18 protein-coding genes are annotated in these 18,272 nt (G+C 66.9%); 17 read left to right on the forward strand and 1 reads right to left on the reverse strand.

Going from position 1 to position 18,272, the window contains the following annotated elements:
- Nucleotides 1–66 precede the first annotated feature (66 nt).
- The 15 genes from nudC (at nucleotide 67) to M6689_RS08230 (ending at nucleotide 14,176) form a co-directional block, all read left to right on the forward strand.
- Complete coding sequence (gene nudC / locus M6689_RS08160; RefSeq protein WP_298270084.1) at nucleotides 67–939, forward strand: NAD(+) diphosphatase; 873 nt, start codon at nucleotides 67–69, stop codon at nucleotides 937–939.
- Nucleotides 936–1,382, forward strand: a complete 447-nt coding sequence (locus M6689_RS08165; protein WP_298270086.1) for a DUF4149 domain-containing protein — start codon at nucleotides 936–938, stop codon at nucleotides 1,380–1,382. Before nudC ends, M6689_RS08165 begins: the two co-directional genes overlap by 4 nt.
- Nucleotides 1,382–2,260, forward strand: coding sequence for a DUF2156 domain-containing protein (locus tag M6689_RS08170; protein WP_298270088.1), 879 nt, complete (start codon nucleotides 1,382–1,384; stop codon nucleotides 2,258–2,260). Before M6689_RS08165 ends, M6689_RS08170 begins: the two co-directional genes overlap by 1 nt.
- A 106-nt stretch (nucleotides 2,261–2,366) precedes the next feature.
- Nucleotides 2,367–3,998: a hypothetical protein gene (locus tag M6689_RS08175; RefSeq protein ID WP_298270091.1), complete on the forward strand. Its 1,632-nt coding sequence runs from the start codon at nucleotides 2,367–2,369 to the stop codon at nucleotides 3,996–3,998.
- A 13-nt stretch (nucleotides 3,999–4,011) separates the two neighbouring features.
- The gene (locus M6689_RS08180) at nucleotides 4,012–5,097 is read left to right on the forward strand and encodes a methyltransferase domain-containing protein (protein ID WP_298270093.1); all 1,086 of its coding nucleotides are present in this window, start codon (nucleotides 4,012–4,014) and stop codon (nucleotides 5,095–5,097) included.
- Nucleotides 5,098–5,387: 290 nt separating this feature from the next.
- Nucleotides 5,388–5,888, forward strand: coding sequence for a hypothetical protein (locus M6689_RS08185; protein ID WP_298270097.1), 501 nt, complete (start codon nucleotides 5,388–5,390; stop codon nucleotides 5,886–5,888).
- A 59-nt stretch (nucleotides 5,889–5,947) separates the two neighbouring features.
- Nucleotides 5,948–6,463, forward strand: a complete 516-nt coding sequence (locus M6689_RS08190; protein WP_298270100.1) for a hypothetical protein — start codon at nucleotides 5,948–5,950, stop codon at nucleotides 6,461–6,463.
- 70 nt (nucleotides 6,464–6,533) lie between these two features.
- A complete protein-coding gene (locus tag M6689_RS08195) occupies nucleotides 6,534–7,046 on the forward strand; it encodes a hypothetical protein (RefSeq protein ID WP_298270103.1) in 513 nt (170 codons plus the stop codon).
- A 56-nt stretch (nucleotides 7,047–7,102) separates the two neighbouring features.
- Complete coding sequence (locus M6689_RS08200; RefSeq protein WP_298270105.1) at nucleotides 7,103–7,627, forward strand: hypothetical protein; 525 nt, start codon at nucleotides 7,103–7,105, stop codon at nucleotides 7,625–7,627.
- A 4-nt stretch (nucleotides 7,628–7,631) separates the two neighbouring features.
- Nucleotides 7,632–8,105, forward strand: a complete 474-nt coding sequence (locus tag M6689_RS08205; RefSeq protein ID WP_298270108.1) for a hypothetical protein — start codon at nucleotides 7,632–7,634, stop codon at nucleotides 8,103–8,105.
- Nucleotides 8,106–8,128: 23 nt separating this feature from the next.
- Nucleotides 8,129–8,929 carry a hypothetical protein gene (locus M6689_RS08210; protein ID WP_298270111.1) on the forward strand — a complete coding sequence of 267 codons (801 nt, stop codon included), beginning with the start codon at nucleotides 8,129–8,131 and terminating at the stop codon, nucleotides 8,927–8,929.
- 43 nt (nucleotides 8,930–8,972) lie between these two features.
- Entirely contained in the window at nucleotides 8,973–11,300 is a 2,328-nt protein-coding gene (locus tag M6689_RS08215) for an SdrD B-like domain-containing protein (RefSeq protein ID WP_298270113.1), read from the forward strand.
- Nucleotides 11,301–11,428: 128 nt separating this feature from the next.
- Entirely contained in the window at nucleotides 11,429–11,914 is a 486-nt protein-coding gene (locus M6689_RS08220) for a YchJ family protein (RefSeq protein ID WP_298270114.1), read from the forward strand.
- 124 nt (nucleotides 11,915–12,038) lie between these two features.
- Nucleotides 12,039–13,787, forward strand: coding sequence for a DNA polymerase/3'-5' exonuclease PolX (gene polX / locus M6689_RS08225; RefSeq protein WP_298270117.1), 1,749 nt, complete (start codon nucleotides 12,039–12,041; stop codon nucleotides 13,785–13,787).
- The gene (locus M6689_RS08230) at nucleotides 13,784–14,176 is read left to right on the forward strand and encodes a DUF309 domain-containing protein (protein ID WP_298270120.1); all 393 of its coding nucleotides are present in this window, start codon (nucleotides 13,784–13,786) and stop codon (nucleotides 14,174–14,176) included. The genes polX and M6689_RS08230 overlap by 4 nt, the downstream gene beginning before the upstream one ends.
- 36 nt (nucleotides 14,177–14,212) lie before the next feature.
- Here M6689_RS08230 and M6689_RS08235 read toward each other — a convergent pair whose 3' ends face one another.
- Nucleotides 14,213–15,220 carry an MBL fold metallo-hydrolase gene (locus M6689_RS08235; RefSeq protein ID WP_298270123.1) on the reverse strand — a complete coding sequence of 336 codons (1,008 nt, stop codon included), beginning with the start codon at nucleotides 15,218–15,220 and terminating at the stop codon, nucleotides 14,213–14,215.
- 175 nt (nucleotides 15,221–15,395) lie between these two features.
- Here M6689_RS08235 and M6689_RS08240 point away from each other — a divergent pair, with 175 nt between their 5' ends.
- Nucleotides 15,396–16,430, forward strand: a complete 1,035-nt coding sequence (locus M6689_RS08240; RefSeq protein ID WP_298270125.1) for an ATP-binding protein — start codon at nucleotides 15,396–15,398, stop codon at nucleotides 16,428–16,430.
- Nucleotides 16,431–16,476: 46 nt separating this feature from the next.
- Nucleotides 16,477–18,174: an adenosylcobalamin-dependent ribonucleoside-diphosphate reductase gene (locus M6689_RS08245; RefSeq protein ID WP_298270128.1), complete on the forward strand. Its 1,698-nt coding sequence runs from the start codon at nucleotides 16,477–16,479 to the stop codon at nucleotides 18,172–18,174.
- Nucleotides 18,175–18,272: the final 98 nt, after the last annotated feature.

The raw sequence follows: 18,272 nt of genomic DNA on the forward strand, positions 1-18,272 counted from the left end.
CCGCGAAGTTGATGTTGCAAGGGGACGGCGCGGGGGGTATCCTTTCTATTTTCCGGAGGACATCCCATGCGCTATCCCGAAGCGGTCAATCTCCCCTTCAACGCCACCCTTCTGGCCGGCGGGTTTGCCCCCGCCACACCCGGCATACCCGATGACGGTGCGCCGGGGCTCTGGCTCGTGATCCGGGGAAACGCCCTGGTGGTCGAAGTGCGGGCCGGCCTCCCGTTTCTTCCCGAGGGAGGAACCCCCGACTGGCTCCCTGCCGGCCTCGAACCGATCCGTTTCGGCACGTGGCAGGGAAAACCCCTGCGCGCCGTCCGGATCTCTGCAAAAGAGGCGCTTCCGGCGCCGCTGGCCTTGGAGCCGTTCAACGCCACCTCCGACCGCCTCGACGACATCTCCCTCACCCTCGGCGGTATGGCCAATCAGATCCTCCACTGGAGCGGAAGCAGCCGCTGCTGTTCCCGGTGCGGCGGTTCCCTGGAGCCGCTCCCCGGCAGCTGCGGGAGGCGCTGCCCCTCCTGCCGCACCGAACACTTCCCCCACATCCATCCCTGCGCCATCGTCCTGGTGCGGCGCGGCGACGAATTCCTCCTGGCACGCAAGCCCGAGTGGCCCGAGGGGCGCTACGGCCTCGTGGCCGGCTTCCTCGATTTCGGCGAGTCGCTGGAGGAGTGCGCGCGGCGCGAGGTGCGGGAGGAGACCGGCGTGGAGGTGGCGAACATCCGCTACGTCGGGAGCCAGTGCTGGCCCTTCCCGAGCCAGCTCATGGCAGGGTTCGTGGCCGACTACGCCGGCGGCGAAATTCGCTGTGATCAGAACGAGATCGAGGATGCCCGCTGGTTCTGCGCGGGAGATATGCCGGCCTCGCTTCCGGGCCGGCGCAGCATCGCCCGGTGGATCATCGACCGCTTCGCGCTCGGAGAGGAGGCGTCATGACATCCATTCTCTTCACTTCCCTCTGCCGCCTTGCCATCGCCTTCTGGGTGGGGGGCGCCGCCCTCTTCACGTTCCTCCTGACACCGATCATCTTCCGGGTGGAGAACCGCGATGCCGCCGGCCGGATCGTCGGCTACCTCTTTCCCGGCTACTTCCGCTGGGGGCTTGCCTGCGGCTGCGCCGCCCTGGCGGCGCTGCTCGTCGTGCGCGGCAGGCACTGGGTCCCCGCCACCGCGCTCCTCGTCGTCATGCTGGCGCTCACCGCGTTCCAGGCGTTTTACATCGAACCCCGGGCCGCCCTTCTCAAACAGCAGATCCCCTCCTTCGAGACCACCCCCAGGGACCACCCCCTTCGCCGGGAGTTCTCGAAGCTCCACGGCATCTCCGCCGCCTGCAACCTCTCGGTCATCGCCGGCGGAGTGGTGCTGGTGGTGGTGCTCTGATGGATATCCCCGCATACCCCGCATCCCGCCCCCTGGCCCTTGCCGACAAGCCGTTCCTGGACGCCGTCTTCGCCCGGCTCCAGCCGCGGGTCTCCGAACTCACCTTCGCCAACCTCTACCTCTTCCGCGCCCCCCACGCCTACCGCCTGACGATGGTCGGCGATGCGGTGGTGGTGCTCGGCCGGGGGTACGACGGCGCGCCGTACTTCCTTCCCCCCCTCTCCGGCGCCGTGACCGACGCCGCGCGGACCCTCCTCGATGCCGGCATGACCCTTTATGGCGCCGAAGAGCGGTTCGTGGAACGCCATCTCGCCGATGGTGGCTATCGGATCGAGGAGGACCGGGACAGCTTCGACTACCTCTACCTGCGCCGGGAGCTGGCGGAGCTCCCCGGCAACCGCTTCCACAAGAAGAAGAACCGGATCAGCTACTTTGCCGCCCGGCACCGGTACGCCGTGGAGATTTACAGCGAGGGGCACCGGGAGGGATGCCTGGACCTCCTGCAGGAGTGGCATCGGGTGCGCGCGGATATGGGGAGTTCCTCCATCGACCCCGAGACGGCGGCGACGGAAGAGTCCCTGACGCTGGCCGGCCCGCTGGGGCTCGAAGGGGTGGTGGTGCTCGTGGAGGGGAGGGTGGCCGCCTTTGCCCTCGGCGAGCGGCTCAACCGTGAGACGGCGGTCTGCCACTTCGAGAAGGGGGATCCGTTCATGGAAGGGGTTGCCCAGCTCGTGGACCGGGAGTTCAACCGGCTCCTCTTCACCGACTGCACCTGGACGAACCGGGAGCAGGACCTGGGGGTGCCGGGGCTGCGGGACGCCAAGCTCTCCTACCACCCGGCGGAACTGGTCAGGAAGTTCCGGGTGCGCAGAGGATGAGGGGGCGGCCGCGAGCGGAGAGATGGATTAGGACGTATTTATTTGGGGCCTGTTATGGTATTGTTGGCAAGTCGGAGTCCGGACAGGGGGCGGGGCGGGGTTGCCAATGAATCGGATCATAAAGTTCTTGTTGTTTGCCGTCTGGGCCTTCTGGGTGGGGGAGGTCGGTGCGGTCGTGTGGATCATGACGAGCGGAGCTTCGACCGCGTCAATTGATGATGCGGCCTCCTGCGACCCGACGGCGCCCCTTTGCGGCCTTTATTCATGGCTGGCGAACGGGGGCCAGGAAGTCATGTACCAGCAGTGGTTCTGGTACCGCGAGGGGGAAAACGGGCCGGAGGCGCAGATTCAGACCCTGACGCCGGGAACGCCGTCCAGCACCGCCGACAGCGTCACGCTCCCCTTTGCAGCCGCCGATTTCGACCTTTCCGTCACCTGGAAGCTGGCCGACGGGGCCGCGGGGTCGGGACGTTCAACCATCACCAAGACGGTGACCGTAACCAACAGGAAATCCACCCCCCTCACCCTTCACCTCTACCATTATTCCGACTTCGACCTCGACCAGTCATCGTCGGGCGCCGATCTCGCCCAGGTGGTGGAGGGTGTGGGGGCGGTGCAGACGAAGGCATACGGGGCGGGGACTCTGGTGCAGAGCGCGACGATGCCGCCATCCCGGTTCGACGTCGACAACAGCGGCTTCGGGACCTTCTCCACCCTTAACGACGGGGAACCTACCCCCCTCAGCAATTTCCCCGGGCCGCTTCCGGCCGGCGACATGAACTTCACCCTCCAGTGGGATTTGACGGTTCCCGTCGGCGGATCGACATCCTTCGATATTGTCGATCGGATCGAACCGACCTCCACCCCGGTGCTTTCCCTCGTTCATGGCGGGGGGTGTGCGACTTACCGGCAGCCGGTGACCGCCACGCTTGCCCTGGACAATTCCGCCAACAAGACCGATTCCCTTGCCGACGGCAGGATGGTGGTGCAACTTCCGGCCGGGGTCGGTTTCGTTTCGGCCACCGACGGCGGCGTCTACGACGGGGCGAAGGGAACCGTTACCTGGAGTTTCGGGACCATCGCTCCCGGTGCCGCTCCTCCAGTGGTTCAGCTCACCGTCTCCGCCGATGCCGCCACCGACTTCACCCTCAAGGGGCGTTTCCTCTCTGCCGACAGCTACCCCGCCGAGGCGGCGGATACGGTTGCGCTCTGCAACCACCCGCCGGTCGTCACCTCGGTCACCTCGAATTCGAGCTTCGCCATGGAGGCACAGCCGGCCTCGTGGCAGATCAACGCCAGCGACCAGGACCAGGTTCCCGGGACGCCCCCCAGCGGCCAGAACTCCGAGACCCTTTCCTACGCCCTCGCCAAGGCCCCCCCGGGAATGACCGTCTCTCCCGCCGGCGTCATCTCCTGGACCCCCTTCTCCCCCTACATCGGCAATGTTCCGGTGACGATAGAGGTGGGGGACGGCGCCCTCACCACCACGAAGGGTATCAGCCTCTACGTCTATGCCGGTCCCCACTCGGGGGACCTGAACCAGGACCGGCAGTTTACCGTTGCCGACGTGCTCGAAGCCCTCAAGGTGGCGGTAAGGCAGAAGCCCGCCACGCCGGCCATCCTGGCCGAGGGGGACGTCTATCCGCTGGTGGACGGCAAGCCGGCTCCCGATGGAGAGATCACCATCCAGGATGTGCTGCTCATTCTCAAGAAGGCGCTGCGGATCGTGACGTGGTAGGAACCCGGGACCGATGACCGACGAAATCCGCCGCCACTACGAGCGCCACCCCTATCCCCGCTACCCCCTCCTGGCGTCGGTGCGCCCCTGCGACACCTACGCCCTGAACCTCGATTCCCTCTTCGCGCGCTTCAACGGCATCCTCCCGCCGTCGGCCGCGCGGCGCATCCTCCTGGCCGGCTGCGGGAGCTTCTCCCCCTATCCGACCTCCCTCGCCAACCCCGGCGTGCCGATCACCGCCCTCGACCTCTCCCGCGCCAACCTGCGGCGGGCCCGCCTCCATACGCTCCTCCACGGCCGCTTCGGCATCGGCTGGGAGCGGGGGGACTTTCTCGATCCGGCGGTGGCGGCGGGGGAGTACGGCTTCATCGACTGCTTCGGGGTGCTCCACCACCTGGCGGAGCCGCTGGCGGGGCTGCGGGCACTGGAGCGGCGGCTGGCACCGGGGGGGATTCTCCGGATCATGGTCTACAGCCGGGGGGCGCGGCGGGGGGCCGAGTCGGTCCGCAAGGCCCTGCGGCTCCTGGGGGTGAAGGATCTCCCGACCGTGAAGCGTCTCCTGCGGCGCGCAGATCGGGGCTCCCGGCTCGGGAGTTACGTGGAGAGCGCCCCGGAGCTTTCCTTTGACAGCGGCATCGCTGACGCCTTCCTCCACCCCCGGGCGCGGACCTGCCGGATCGACGAGCTCCTGGCGCTGGTGGGGGAGACGTCACTCCAGCCCCTGCTTTTTGCCCACCACGGCGCCCTCCCCGATGTTCGGGCCGAGGTGGAGCGGCTGCGGCGTGCCGAACGCGAGGGGGACGATGAGCCGAATTTCGTCCTCTACCTGGGGCGCGGGACCGCCGGCGGCTGCGGCCTCGCCGCCGATGCGTCCCTCATGCTCAATCCGGCGCTCCGTTTCTGTGTGAGGAGGCTGCGGATCGCACGGGACGTGATCCCCCCGCGCCTCGGTCGTCCCAACCCGGAACTCGGCTTCGCCCAAAAGCGGTTTCTGCGCCGCTTCCTCCGCCCCGTGCGGGTCTCCGAGCTCTCCCCCGCGGAGCGGGAGCGGGCGCTCGCCTTCCTCGATCTCCTCATCCTCGTTTCGTTCCGGGGTTGAGCCCCTCCTTTCTCTTTTCCCCCATCCGATTCAGGTTCATGCGCCCGTTGTAACCCGACGTCGTGTCTACGTCAAATGACGGCGTTTTGACAGTTATTAAACTGTGTTTTGTTTTTTGACACCTGCGCGATTTTATTGACAGTTTCACGTTTGCCAGTACCCGCGCGGCTTTTCGGGAAATAGTAAAGTCCCTGATGACTAATAGGGGAATCCCCTATGAATTGGCATTCAAGTTGCTGTTAAGTGAGCACCGGTTTGACCTGGAGAATTGCCCGGAGGCCTGGTTGCTCATGAAACACCTCACTTCCATTGCGATTGCCACCGCCGTCGGCTGCTCGGTTGCCACGGCCGCCCTGGGGGCTTCCGCCACCACCAACGTGACCGTGAACAGTGCCGTCGGCGCCCGGGCCTCGCTGGTTTTCGGCACGACCACCATCGGCTTTCCCGATGCGGACCCGGGCACCGTCTCCTCGATACCGGCAACCCAGAATGCGGTCAGTGTCACCGCCAGCGTCCGCTCGGGTAGCTCCAGCGTCTCGACCCTGCAGGTGCAGGCGGCCGGAGACCTGACGAGCGGCTCCGATACGATCCCGATCTCCAACGTCACCTGGACGGCCACCGGCGCCGGTTTTGTGCCCGGAACCATGAACAAGGCCACGGCCCAGACCGCCGGTTCCTGGACCGGACCGGGGCAGCGGAGCGGCTCCTTCAGCTACTTCATGGCCAACAGCTGGAACTACGCCACCGGAAACTACTCGGTGACCGTCACCTATACCTTGTCCGCCCCGTGAGGCGGCAATATTACCTGCCGGCCGGGAACAGAGGCCGGATCGCAAAGGAGGAAACACCCATGAGTACCATCGCACGGAGAAGCGTCATGGCGCTCCTCGGCCTGGCTGCCGCCCTGGCCGCCGGAACCGCCATGGCAGCCAACGACGCCCAGAACCTGACCATCAACGCCACGGTCTCGGCCGCGGCGAAGCTCTCACTGGATGCTGCCGCCATCAGCTTCGCCAGTGCCGACGCCGACTCCACCCCGAGCATCCCGTCGTCACCGGCCGCGGTGAACATCACTGCCAAGGCGAAGACCGGCAGCTCCCAGACCGTGACCCTCACCGTCCAGTCGGGGGGCGACCTGACGAGCGGGACGGATGTGATCCCGATCTCCCAAGTCACCTGGACATCGGGGAGCGGCGGCGGGTGGAGCGCCAACGGTACCATGAGCAAGTCCGCCCCCCAGACGGTGGCGAGCTGGACCGGGTCGGGGAGCCGCACCGGAAGCAACAGCTATGCCCTGGCCAACAGCTGGGACTACGCCACCGGTTCCTACACGGCGGTTACGACCTACACCCTGACCTCTCCGTGACCGTGAGTCACCCGGCAGGCGCGGCCGCGGCGGGGGATGCTGCCGCGGCCTTTCTTCATGGAGTCTTCACATGGTGAGGAGATCCGTTTCACGCATGGTGGCGGCGGGGATATCGGTCTTCCTGGCCTTCGCCCCGGCGGGGAAGGCCGGGGCGGACACCACGTCGGCCAACCTGACCATAAACGTCTCGGTGCTGTCGTCGGCCAACCTGACCCTCGGGGCCAACACCCTGAGTTTCAGGGCTGCGGACCCGATCACCCATCCGGTCATTGCGGCGGTTGAGAACCCGATTCCGGTCATTGCCAAGGTCAGGAGCAACGATCCCCTGACCCTCCTGGTGATTGCCCTGGACGACCTGCGTAACGGCGATGCGGTGATCCCGGCCTCTGCCATCACCTGGACCGCCGCCGGCGCACCGTTCATGGGGGGGGCCCTCAGCAAGGTCTCCGGGCAGCCGGCAGCCCGCTTCCCGACAGGGTCCGGCATCTACTCATCGTACTTCAACTTCTTCCTGGAGAACGGCGCCGGGTATCTCCCCGGGACCTACTCGACCACTATCAACTACACCCTTACCACCCCCTGAACCGTGCAAGGCACGCCTTGTGCTTGGAAGTGATCCGGGGGGAGAAGCCGGGGAGTATGACAGATCGGGCAGCAAGAAAATTCAGGAGCGGAGCGGCGGCCCTGTCTGTGACGGGGACCCTCCTGTGCGCCGTGGTGGCGGGGGAGTGCGCCAACCCCCAGCCCGTAACGACCAACTACAACATCAGCGCCCGGGCCAAGCTCACCGTCTCTCCCTCCACCATCAACTTCCCCGATGCCGATCCCACTCTGGTTCCCCTGGTTCCGGCCAACGAGAATCCGGTGGTGGTAACGGTCAAGATCCGCAAGGACCCGTCGTCGGCGCTGACCGCCACCCTCGTCTGCCAGGGGGGGCCGCTGGTCTCTGGAGGGGATACCATCGCTTCCTCCAACATAACCTGGACCGCCTCCGGTACCGGTTTCACGGGAGGGACCCTGAACAGTGCCACCCCCCAGACCGTGGGGAGCTGGAGCGCTTCGGGGAGCTATGCCGGCAACCTCGTTTTCCGGCTGAACAACCTCTGGAGCTACGCCACCGGCACTTACACCGGGAGCATCACCTACACCCTGACGGCACCGTGACCCCATGAACAGGATCGCCTCGACCATACTCGCAGTCGCCCTGCCGGCCACCTTGACCCTTTTCCCCTCCGCTGCCCGGGCCGGCAAGAAGTTCACACTGACCGTGGCGCCGGCCAACATTACCTTCCCCGACCAGGACCCGGACGCGTTTCCCGTAACCGCCGCCACATCCACGGTGAGCATTACGGTGAAAACCTCGGGGATGAAGGGGGCCCAGTGGTCGCTCACCGCCCTGTCGCGGGGGGAGCTGCTCTCGGCCGGAAGCAGCATCCCGATTGCGAACATCTCCTGGACCGCCACCAACCAGCCGACGTTCACGAACGGCTCCCTGACCGCCACGGTGCCGGGCACGCTTGTTGCTCGAAACAGCGGGAACGGGACCTGGAGCGGGGTTCTCACCTTCACCATCCAGAACCTCTGGACCTACGCCACCGGCATCTACACCCAGACCACCGACTTTACCGTCAGCTCACCCTGAGTTCCACGGAGGGAAATCACGCGATGCGCACCATCCTTACAGCTGTCCTGCTCAACGTTCTGGCACTCCTGGCACTGTCCCTGCCGCCGGCCGCCCGGGCGGAGATATCCTTCAGCGTCTCACCGATCCGGATCGATATGGCCGGTGAGCCCGGGGGGAGCTACACCGACGCGATCGAGGTCAACAACGAGGGGAAGGAGAAGGTCCGCATCAAGGTCGCGATGCAGGACTGGTACCTGAGCGAGGAAGGGACCCCCATCTTCCGGAAAGCGGGGAGCCAGCCCCATTCGTGCATCCCGTGGCTCAGGATCAATCCGGTCGACTTCCTCCTGCAGCCGGGAGAGAAGAAGACGGTACGCTATTCGGTCGCCATCCCGGCCGGCACCCCCGCCGGCGGGTACTGGGCGGCCTTTGTCTTCGAGACGGTCCCCCACGTGGAGCCGGGGCAGAAGAGCCGGGCCGTCGCCATCAAGGGGAACATCGCCGCCATTGTCTACGTGACCGCCGGCAAGCCGGTTCCCGAAGCGGAGTTCCTCGATCTGGCATATGCCCCGGCAGGGGAAATGGGCGCAATCTCCATGCGTCTCCAGAACAAGGGGAACGTCCAGTTCCGCCTCAAGGGAAGCGTTGCCATCAACGCCCGGGGGGGAAAGACCGTGCAGACCCTCGCCATCCCCGACGCGCCGGTGCTGGCCGGCTTCACCCGAACCCTCTCCCTCCCCCTGAAGGAGAAGCTTCCGGCCGGCAGTTACACGGCCGTCGCGACGGTTGACGTGGGGGGTGCCGCCCTCCTGGCCGGGGAAGCGCCGTTCACCGTCAAGTAATATCGTGGCGGGGCGAAACGTGCCGCATGCGCGTCAGGCTACGATGCGATTCCTTCTCCGGCTTATCCTGGTTTCGTCCACCCTCCTGCTTGCCATCCCCGCGGCGGCGGCCCCTCTCCCCGAGGGAGGGGGGAGCATTTCCCTCTTCTACCGCTCCACCACCCAGAAGTACTCGCTCATTGACGGCAGCTCCCTCAGCGAGGGGCTGACCCGCCTCGACCTCTTCCAAGAGCTGCCGGGGTACGGCCGGGCATTCCTCTCGGCCGACGCCACCCGGCTCGATCCTGGCGACGACGGCGCCTCGAACCGCATTTCCCGCTATCAGGTGGGGCTGGAGGGATTCTCCGCCGGGGGGCGGATCTCCACCCTGATCGCTGGCGATACGTCGATCCGTTTCACCAACCTGGTCGAGGGGTTCGGCGGGCCGTTCGTCTCGCTCCTGGCGGTGAAGCCGTTTCTTCTCCCGCGCTTTGCCCCGGAGTCGGGGCGTTTTCTCAACACCGCCTACCCCGAGCTCTACCTGCGGGGCGCGGTGCTGAGCAGCGAGACGGAGCGGGATTCGCTGCTGGTCTTCGGCGGGCGGCTCGCCAGCATCCAGGGGTTCTTCTCGAACGACGTGAAGACGACGGACCAGACCCTCTACGGTCTCAAGTGGGTCCGCCAGTGGAACCCGGGGAGCTATGCCGGTTTCGGGGTCGCTCATACCAGTGGGTTGCAGCGGGAAGGGAAGGGGACGACCCTCGGCAACACGGTCTTCCTCGCGGACGGCTCCCTGCGGGTGGCGGAGTGGGTGAAGCTCGTGGGGGAGGTGGAGGGGAACGTCTTCCGTGAAGACGGCCGAACCGCGGGAGACTTCGCCCTGAAGGCCGGCCCCATCATGCAGTGGAGAGACGGTCACGCCGAGTTGAACTACCGGCGGGTGGGGCCCGACTTCATCTTCTTCCGGGAGAACCTCCTCCCCGAACGGGATCTGGAGGGGATCTTCGCGTCGCTCGAATACCACCCGGGCGACGCCATCGCCCTTTATTCCTCCTTCGACTGGAACCGCTCGAATCTGGCGGACAACCCGACCCTGGCGGCGGTCAACTCCATCTCGGCCCTGGCCGGCGTCTATTACGCCCGGCCGGAGCTCCCCGCCTTCAACTTCCGCGTCAGCGCCATCGACCGCGCCTCCCGCCCGGGGAGCGCCGCGGCGGTGGCGAGCCGCAGCTATTCGGTCTTCCTGGAATCTCTCTACCGCGTCGCCCTCTTCACCCCCTACCTGCGGCTCCAGGGGGATGTCGTGCAGGACCGGGTCGCCCCCGAGAGCTCGGCCCGCTCCGGCACCGTGGTTGCCGGCGTCAGGACCTACCTCTTCAACCGCCTGGGGGCTTACCTGGAGGGGGAGGGCCAGTGGCGCTCCTTCGACTCGGGGGAGCGGGACGAGGCAGTACGGGGCCGGGGAGGGATCGCCATCGCCCCCGCTTCCTGGATCGACCTCTCCGCCGATGCGGAGTACAGCCGGGACCGGGAAAGGAAGTCCGGCTCCGTCCAGGAGACTCTGACCGCCAGCGGACGGGGCCTCCTGACGCTGTCGAACCAATGGTACGTGAACGGCGACATCCGCTACACGATCGCCGAGACCCGGGGAACCTCCGCGAGCGAGTCGAGCACCTTCCAGTTCACGGTGGGACTCACCAGGAGGTTCGGCTGGGGAGAGCGGACCATCTCTCCCCTGGCGGGAATCCCCGGCATGCCGTCTCTTTCCGAGGTGGGGACCATTGCGGGAAGCGTCTTCATGGACCTGAACCGCAACGGCGTGAAGGATCCCGATGAGCCGGGGCTCCCCAACGTAACCGTCCTGCTGGAGGATGGCACCCGGGCCGTCACCAACGGCACGGGGCGTTTCATCTTCGCGACGGTGGGGGCGGGGATCCACCAGGTGCGGATCAGCGAACGGGAACTTCCCGCCGACCTGAATCTGCTGGTGAAACCTTCCCGGCGGGTGGAGCTCGCCACCCGCCAGACCGTGAGGGTCGACTTCCCGCTGCTGCGGGCCGGCGTCCTGCGCGGCCGGGTCCTCCTCGATGCCAACGGCAACGGCATCGCCGATGCCGCCGACACCCCCCTGGCCGATGCCCTCGTCTATCTGGACGGGACCAGCATCAATACCTTCTCCGACGGCGACGGGGCCTTCTCATTCGAGAATCTCCTGCCGGGCGAATACCTGCTCAGGCTCGACGAGGCGAACCTCCCCCCCGACGTCAGGCCCATCTCACTGACTGCCATCCCGGTTACCGTCAAATCGGGAAAGGAGGCGGGCGGCTTCGTCTTCCTGGTGGGGGTTGAGAAGAAACAGGTGATAAGGAAGGTCTTCGGGGCGAAGAAGTAGCCGGGCTCCGGCGGAATCGCGCGGGGCGCGCGCTCCGGCGCGTGAAACGGTTGACAGGAAAGGGAGCGGCACGGTATGTATAACTCCCCGACAAATCCTGAGATCATCACGCTATCAAGGAGTTACCCATGACGACCCCCTGCCCCTGCGGCACCGGAAAGAGCTACGGCGACTGCTGCGAACCGCTCATTACCGGCAAACGTACCGCCATCACCGCCGAGGAGCTGATGCGCTCCCGCTACTCCGCCTACGCCCGGGTGGAGACCGGCTACATCTTCGAGACCACTCACCCCGACCACCGGGCCGACTTCGACGAGAAGGGGACCCGGCAGTGGGCCGAGAATTCCCGCTGGGAGGGGCTCGAAATCGTCGCCACCGAGGCTGGCGGTCCCGACGACACCGCCGGGAAGGTGGAGTTCATCGCCAGTTACCGCGACAGGGACGTGCGGCGGACCCACCACGAACTGGCCGACTTCGCCAAGCTTGACGGCGCCTGGTACTTCGTCGACGGTGCCGGCGTGAAGCCGCGTCCCGCCACGAGCGCCAAGGTCGGGCGCAACGACCCCTGCCCCTGCGGCAGCGGCCAGAAGTTCAAGAAGTGCTGCGGCAAATAGCTCCCCGCCCTCGAAGCCCGCGGCGGCACCGGCCACCGCGGGCGTTTCTCTCCTTCGCATCTCCCCGTTTAACGATATACTCTCATCAGAACAACAATCCCGTTTCCCGAAGGAAGCGCCTTCCGTGAAGAACCTCGAACTCGCCCGCATATTCTCCGAGATGGCCGACATCCTGGAGATCAGGGGGGACAACCCCTTCAAGATCAGGGCCTACCGCCGGGCGGCCCTCAACCTGGAGGGGCTGTCGAAGGGGGTGGAGACCCTCTCCCGCGATGAACTGCTGGAGATCCCCGGGATCGGCGAGGAGCTGGCGGCCAAGATCGAGGAGTACTGCACGACCGGCGCCGTCCATGCCCACGAGAAGCTGAAGGGGGAGATTCCGCCGGGGCTCCTGGAGCTCCTCGCCGTTCCCGGTCTCGGCCCGAAGACGGCGAAGCTTCTCCACGAGAAGGCCGGCGTGAGGAGCCTGGAGGAGCTGGAGCGGGCCGCCGCCAGCGGCAAGCTCGCCGGGCTCCCGGGAGTGGGGGAGAAGACGGTGGAGAACATCCTCAGGGGGGTCGCCACGGTGCGGCGCGGCCAGGAGCGCCATCCCCTCGGGCTGATCCTCCCGGTGGCCGCCGCGATGGTGGAGGAGCTCCGGAAGCGGGCGCGGCTGGGGCGGATCTCCCTCGCCGGGAGCATCCGGCGGTGGCGGGAAACGGTGAAGGATATCGATATCGTCGCCACCTCCTCCGAGCCCGGGAAGGTGATGGACGCCTTCGTCCGTCTCCCCGAGGTGACCGCCGTGGTGATGCACGGTCCCACCCGGTCGAGCGTCACCATCCGCGACGGGGTGAACGTGGATCTCCGGGTGGTGCCGGAGGAGTCGTACGGGGCGGCCCTCGCCTATCTCACCGGGAGCAAGGGGCACAACATCCGGATCCGGGACCTGGCGGTGCGCCAGGGACTGAAGGTGAACGAGTACGGGATATTCCGGGAGGGGGACGACACCCGGCTCGGGGGGGAACAGGAGGAGGACGTCTACCGGCTCCTCGGCCTCCCGTTCGTCGCGCCGGAACTCCGCGAAGACCTTGGGGAGGTGGAGGCGGCCCTGGCGGGGCGGCTCCCGCAGCTCGTGGAGGCGGGCGACATCCGGGGCGACCTCCACGTCCACTCCCGGTGGAGCGACGGCGCCCACTCCATCGAGGAGGTGGCGGACGCGGCCCGGAAGCGGGGTCTCTCCTACCTCGCCATCACCGACCACTCCCAGGGGCTCGGGGTGGCCCGGGGCCTCACCCCGGAGCGGCTCCGGGAGCAGCGGCGGGAGATCGAGGCGCTCAACCGCAAATTCTCCGACTTCACCATCCTCCACGGCACCGAGATGGATATCCGCGGGGACGGCAGCCTCGACTTCCCCGACGAGGTCCTGGCGGAGCTCGACCTCGTCGTCGCCTCGATCCACTCGGGGTTCAGACAGCCGCAGGAGCGGATCACCGCCCGGATCTGCGCCGCCATGCGCCATCCGTACGTCGACATCATCGCCCATCCGACGGGGCGGCTCCTCGGGGAGCGGGACCCGTACCCGGTCGACCTTGAAGAGGTGCTGCGGGTGGCGAGGGAGACCGGCACGGCGATCGAGATCAACGCCTATCCGATGCGCCTCGACCTCACCGACACCTGGGCGCGGCGGGCGAAGGAGCTGGGGGTCCTGCTCGCCGTCAACACCGATACCCACGCCGTGGGCCAGTTCGACACCCTCGCCTACGGCATCGCCGTCGCCCGGCGGGGGTGGCTGGAGCGGGACGACATCCTGAACGCCCGGGAGCTGCCGGAGCTCCGTGCCTGGCTTGCGGCGAAGCGGGCGCGGAAACCGGGGAAGGGGAAGGGGCGATGAACGGCAGTTGCGCTGCAGCCGCGCCGGAGGAGCTTCTGTGGGGGATCGGGGAGTTCAACGCCGGGGAGTGGTTCGACTGCCACGAGACCATGGAGGAGCTCTGGGCCGGGGAGCAGCGGGAGGTGAAATACCTCTACCAGGGGATCCTCCAGGTGGCGGTGGCCCTCCACCACTGGCGGGAGGGGAACTTCCGGGGGGCGCTCTTTCTCCTCGGATCCGCCGAGCGGCTCCTGGGGCGTGTGGAGCCCGCCTGCCAGGGGGTCGACACGGCGGCGCTGGCGGCGGATGCCGGCCGGCTCCGGGAGGCCCTGGAGCGCCTTGGGCCGGAGCGGATGGAGGCGCTCGACCCCGCCCTCATCCCCCGCATCCGTATGGCCGTCATCCCCTGAATTTGTGATCCATTCTGCAATCCGACCCTTCCCCCTTCACCCCCCGAACGCCTCCTCCAGCTCCTGCCGCAACAGTTCCTCCATCCCCCGGTATTTCGGGGAGAAGTGGAAGGGGATCACCCGGGCGACCCCCGCCTCCCGGGCGAGCTCGCCGGCCCTCCGGGCGGTCAGGTGACACCGCTCCGCCGCCCGGGTCGCCTCGTGGTGGAGGAAGGTGGTCTCGATGAAGAGATAGTCGGCCCCCCGGGCAAGGCCGACGATCCGCTCCGCGTTGGCGGGGGTGGGGGCCGCGTCGGTCACGTAGGCGATCTTCTCCCCCGGGACGACCTGCACGGCCCGCTCCCGCATCTCCCCCAGGGTCACCGCCCGCTCCCGCCAGACCTCCCCCTCCTGCCACCGCACCGTCAGCGACTCCCGGTCATCCTTTCCGGCGAGGATCGCCCGTTTCATTTCCTTCAGCCACGCCCCCGTCGGCAGACCCATCTCGTCAAGGCGGTTCTTCATGACGTTCACGTGGTTCTTCTCTTCCAGGGCGAAGGCGAGGCAAGGCGTGCCATGGTCGAGGAAGGCGCACCGCACCAGGAACCCCTCCTCGTCGAGGATCACCCCGTTATCGTGCCGGCCGCGGCGCGCACCCTCCGGCGCGAACATGTTCCTGCAGCGAAACGAATCGGTCAGGAGCGTGCCGTCGGGATGGAGCTCCGTGGCGACCACGGTGAAGTCGGTGGGGTAGCTCTCCACCAGGTTCCAGGTGTAGCCGGCCAGCCGATGCGCAACCTGGCCGACGAATCCGGGGGGGCCGAAGAGATGGAGCCGCTTCTCCCGCCCGAGACAGAGCCTCACCACCCGGTCGAGGCCGATGAAGTGGTCCACGTGGGTGTGGGAGACGAAGATGTGGGAGAGCCGCAGCACCTTCCGGGCGGGGAGGGGGGCGGTGTCCCCCAGGTCGAAGAGGAGCGCGCGCCGTTCGAAGAGAAAGTCGACGTAGACCCCCGGGTCGTCGAAGGGGCCGTTCACGAGACGCGGGTGGAACTGGGGCGTCATGGGTTGCTCCGCAAGGTTTTTATCCAGTTTACCACGGTTAGATCACCGCCGCCAAACTGGCATGAATCATGTATGTTCTTTAATTTGCCCTGGTATAGATGTGGCCTGCAACCCCGTTTTACGGGGGTCCCGTGGCCGGATGCGCCACGGTTGCCGCGCGTGGGAGATGTTCAAGGTGCCAAAAGACGGAATAGCCCGACGAAAAAAGGCAGAATCGCTGGTATTCGCGGCCCTGATCCTGCTGTCATTGTTTTGGCTGATCGATACGGTTTATGACACGATCATCGTCGGGATGAAGTGTGCCTGCGACATGGGAATATCCCATGTGCTGGAAGCCGGGACGCACTTCGTGCTGCTGGTCGTGCAGGTGCTCCTCATCGTCTACGTCCGGCGCCATGTCCGCGAGAGCAGACGGCTGGAGAGGGAGACGGAGATGGCCGCCGCCCGGGCCTACGATGAAAAGGCGAAATCGGCCAAGGCAGAGAAAGAGATCCGGGAGCTCAACGGGGCGCTGGAGCGCCGGGCGGCCGATCTGGCGGCCAAGAACCGCGAGCTGGAGGCCTTCAGCTACTCCCTTTCCCACGACCTCAATACCCCCCTCACCAAGATTTCAGTTGCCGTGCAGGCCCTTCAGGACAGCTACGCCGACCGCCTCGACGAAACCGGCAGGTTTTTCATCCGGAGCATCGTCGAGGGGAGCGAGCGGATGGAGGAGTTGATCGATGCCATGCTGGTCCTGGCGCGGATCGCCCGTCGGGAGCTGCGCCGCGAAGAAGTGGACCTGAGTGCCTTGGCAGTCGGCGTGGTCAGCGACCTGCGGCAGGCCGAACCGCAGCGGCGGGTGGAGCCCGTCATCACTCCGGGCCTCTCGGCAACGGGAGACCCGGCGCTGCTGCGGGTGGTGCTCCAGAACCTCTTTGCCAATGCCTGGAAATACACCCGGCAGACCCCCGAGCCGCGGGTCGAGTTCGGCGCCGTAGAGCATCTCGGGACCACGACCTATTACGTCCGCGACAACGGCGCCGGCTTCGAGATGAAGGATCTCGACCGGCTCTTCAAGCCGTTCCAGCGGCTCCACGACCAGGAGCATTTTCCCGGTACCGGCATCGGGCTCGCCACGGTGCAGCGGATCATCGAACGCCACGGCGGGAGCATCACCGCCCACGGCGTGCCGGACCACGGCGCCACCTTCACCTTCACCCTGGGGTAGCCTTGCCGGTGCTGAGTTTTCCCTGAAGTGCAGTATACTCTCTTCCATGGAACTCACGGCAAACGCCCTTAAAGTCCTCCGGGCCCGCTATCTGCTGAAGGATGCCGACGGCCGGGTCGTGGAGAGCCCGTCGGAGATGTTCGCCCGCATCGCCCGGACCGTCGCCGCGGCCGAGTCCCTTTGCGGCGGCGACCCCCTGCGGTGGGAAGAGCGGTTCTTCGACCTCGTCTCCGATCTCCGCTTCCTCCCCAACTCCCCCACCATCATGAACGCCGGCAAGCCCTCCGGCCAGTTGGCCGCCTGCTTCGTCCTGCCGGTCGAAGACTCGATGCAGAGCATCTTCGATACCCTGAAAAACGCCGCCCTCATCCTCCAGAGCGGCGGCGGCACCGGTTTCTCCTTTTCGCGGCTGCGTCCCCGGGCCGACATCGTCCGCTCCACCGGCGGGGTCGCCAGCGGCCCGGTCTCCTTCATGAAGATCTACAACACCGCCACCGACGTCATCAAGCAGGGTGGGGCGCGGCGGGGGGCGAACATGGGGATCCTGAGGGTCGACCACCCCGATATCCTCGACTTCATCCGGGTGAAGCGGGCCGCCGCCGAGCTGGCCAACTTCAATATCTCGGTGGCCGCCACCGATGCCTTCATGGCGGCGGTGCACGCCGACGGCGACTACGGGCTCGTCAACCCCCGCACCGGCAAGGGCGCGGGACGGCTCCGGGCCCGGGAGGTCTTCGCCGAGATTGCGGAGAGCGCCTGGGATAGCGGCGATCCGGGGCTCATCTTCATCGACCGGATCAACGCGGCGAACCCCACCCCGCTCCTCGGTCCCTTCGAGAGCACGAACCCCTGCGGCGAGCAGCCGCTTCTCCCCTACGAGGCGTGCGTCCTCGGCTCCATCGACCTCTCCTGCTACGTGAGGGGGGGTGAGATCGACCGCACCCGCCTTGCCGCCGACATCGAGACGGCGGTCCGCTTCCTCGACGATACCATCGACGCCAGCGTCTATCCGCTCCCCGCCATCGAGGCGATGCACAAGGGGAACCGCAAGATCGGCCTCGGGGTCATGGGGTGGGCCGACACCCTGATCCTCCTCGGGATCCCCTACAACCACCGGCGGGCCTTCGCCCTGGCCCGGGAGACGATGCGCTTCGTCCGCGACACGGCCCGGGCCGCTTCGGCTGCCCTGGCGGCGGAGCGGGGGGTCTTCCCGAATTTCGGCGGGAGCATCTATGATGGGCCGGGGATGCCGCGGCTGCGCAACGCCACCGTCACCACCATCGCCCCCACGGGGACCCTCGCCACCATCGCCGACTGCTCCAGCGGCATCGAGCCGCTCTTTGCCGTGGCCTACCGGCGCCTCGTCCTCGACACGGAGCTCTCCGAGGTCAACCGGCACTTCGTCCGGATGGCGCGGGAGCGCGGTTTCTATTCGGAGGAGCTGATGCGGGAGGTGGAGCGGCGGGGAAGCCTGCGGCGGGTGGCCGGGGTGCCGGCGGAGGTGAAGCGGCTCTTCCGGACCGCCCTGGAGATCCCGCCGGAGGACCACATCGAGATGCAGGCCGCCTTTCAGGAGTTCACCGACAACGCGGTCTCCAAGACCATCAATCTCCCCCGCCGCGCCACCAGGGAGGAGGTGGAGCGGGCATTTCTCCTTGCCTACGCCAAGGGGTGCAAGGGGATCACGGTCTTTCGCTACGGTTCGAAGCGGGGGACCCTGGTGAAGTTTGCGGATGTGGACTGAGGCGTCCGGAGGTGCGAAACCCTGTTTTTTGCGTGTAGACGCCGTTCAGGTGTGCTAGGATGCGCCCGTCTTCTCATAAACTCCGGGAAAGGACGGGA

Source organism: Geobacter sp. (genome assembly GCF_027327745.1).
Classification (GTDB): domain Bacteria; phylum Desulfobacterota; class Desulfuromonadia; order Geobacterales; family Geobacteraceae; genus Geobacter.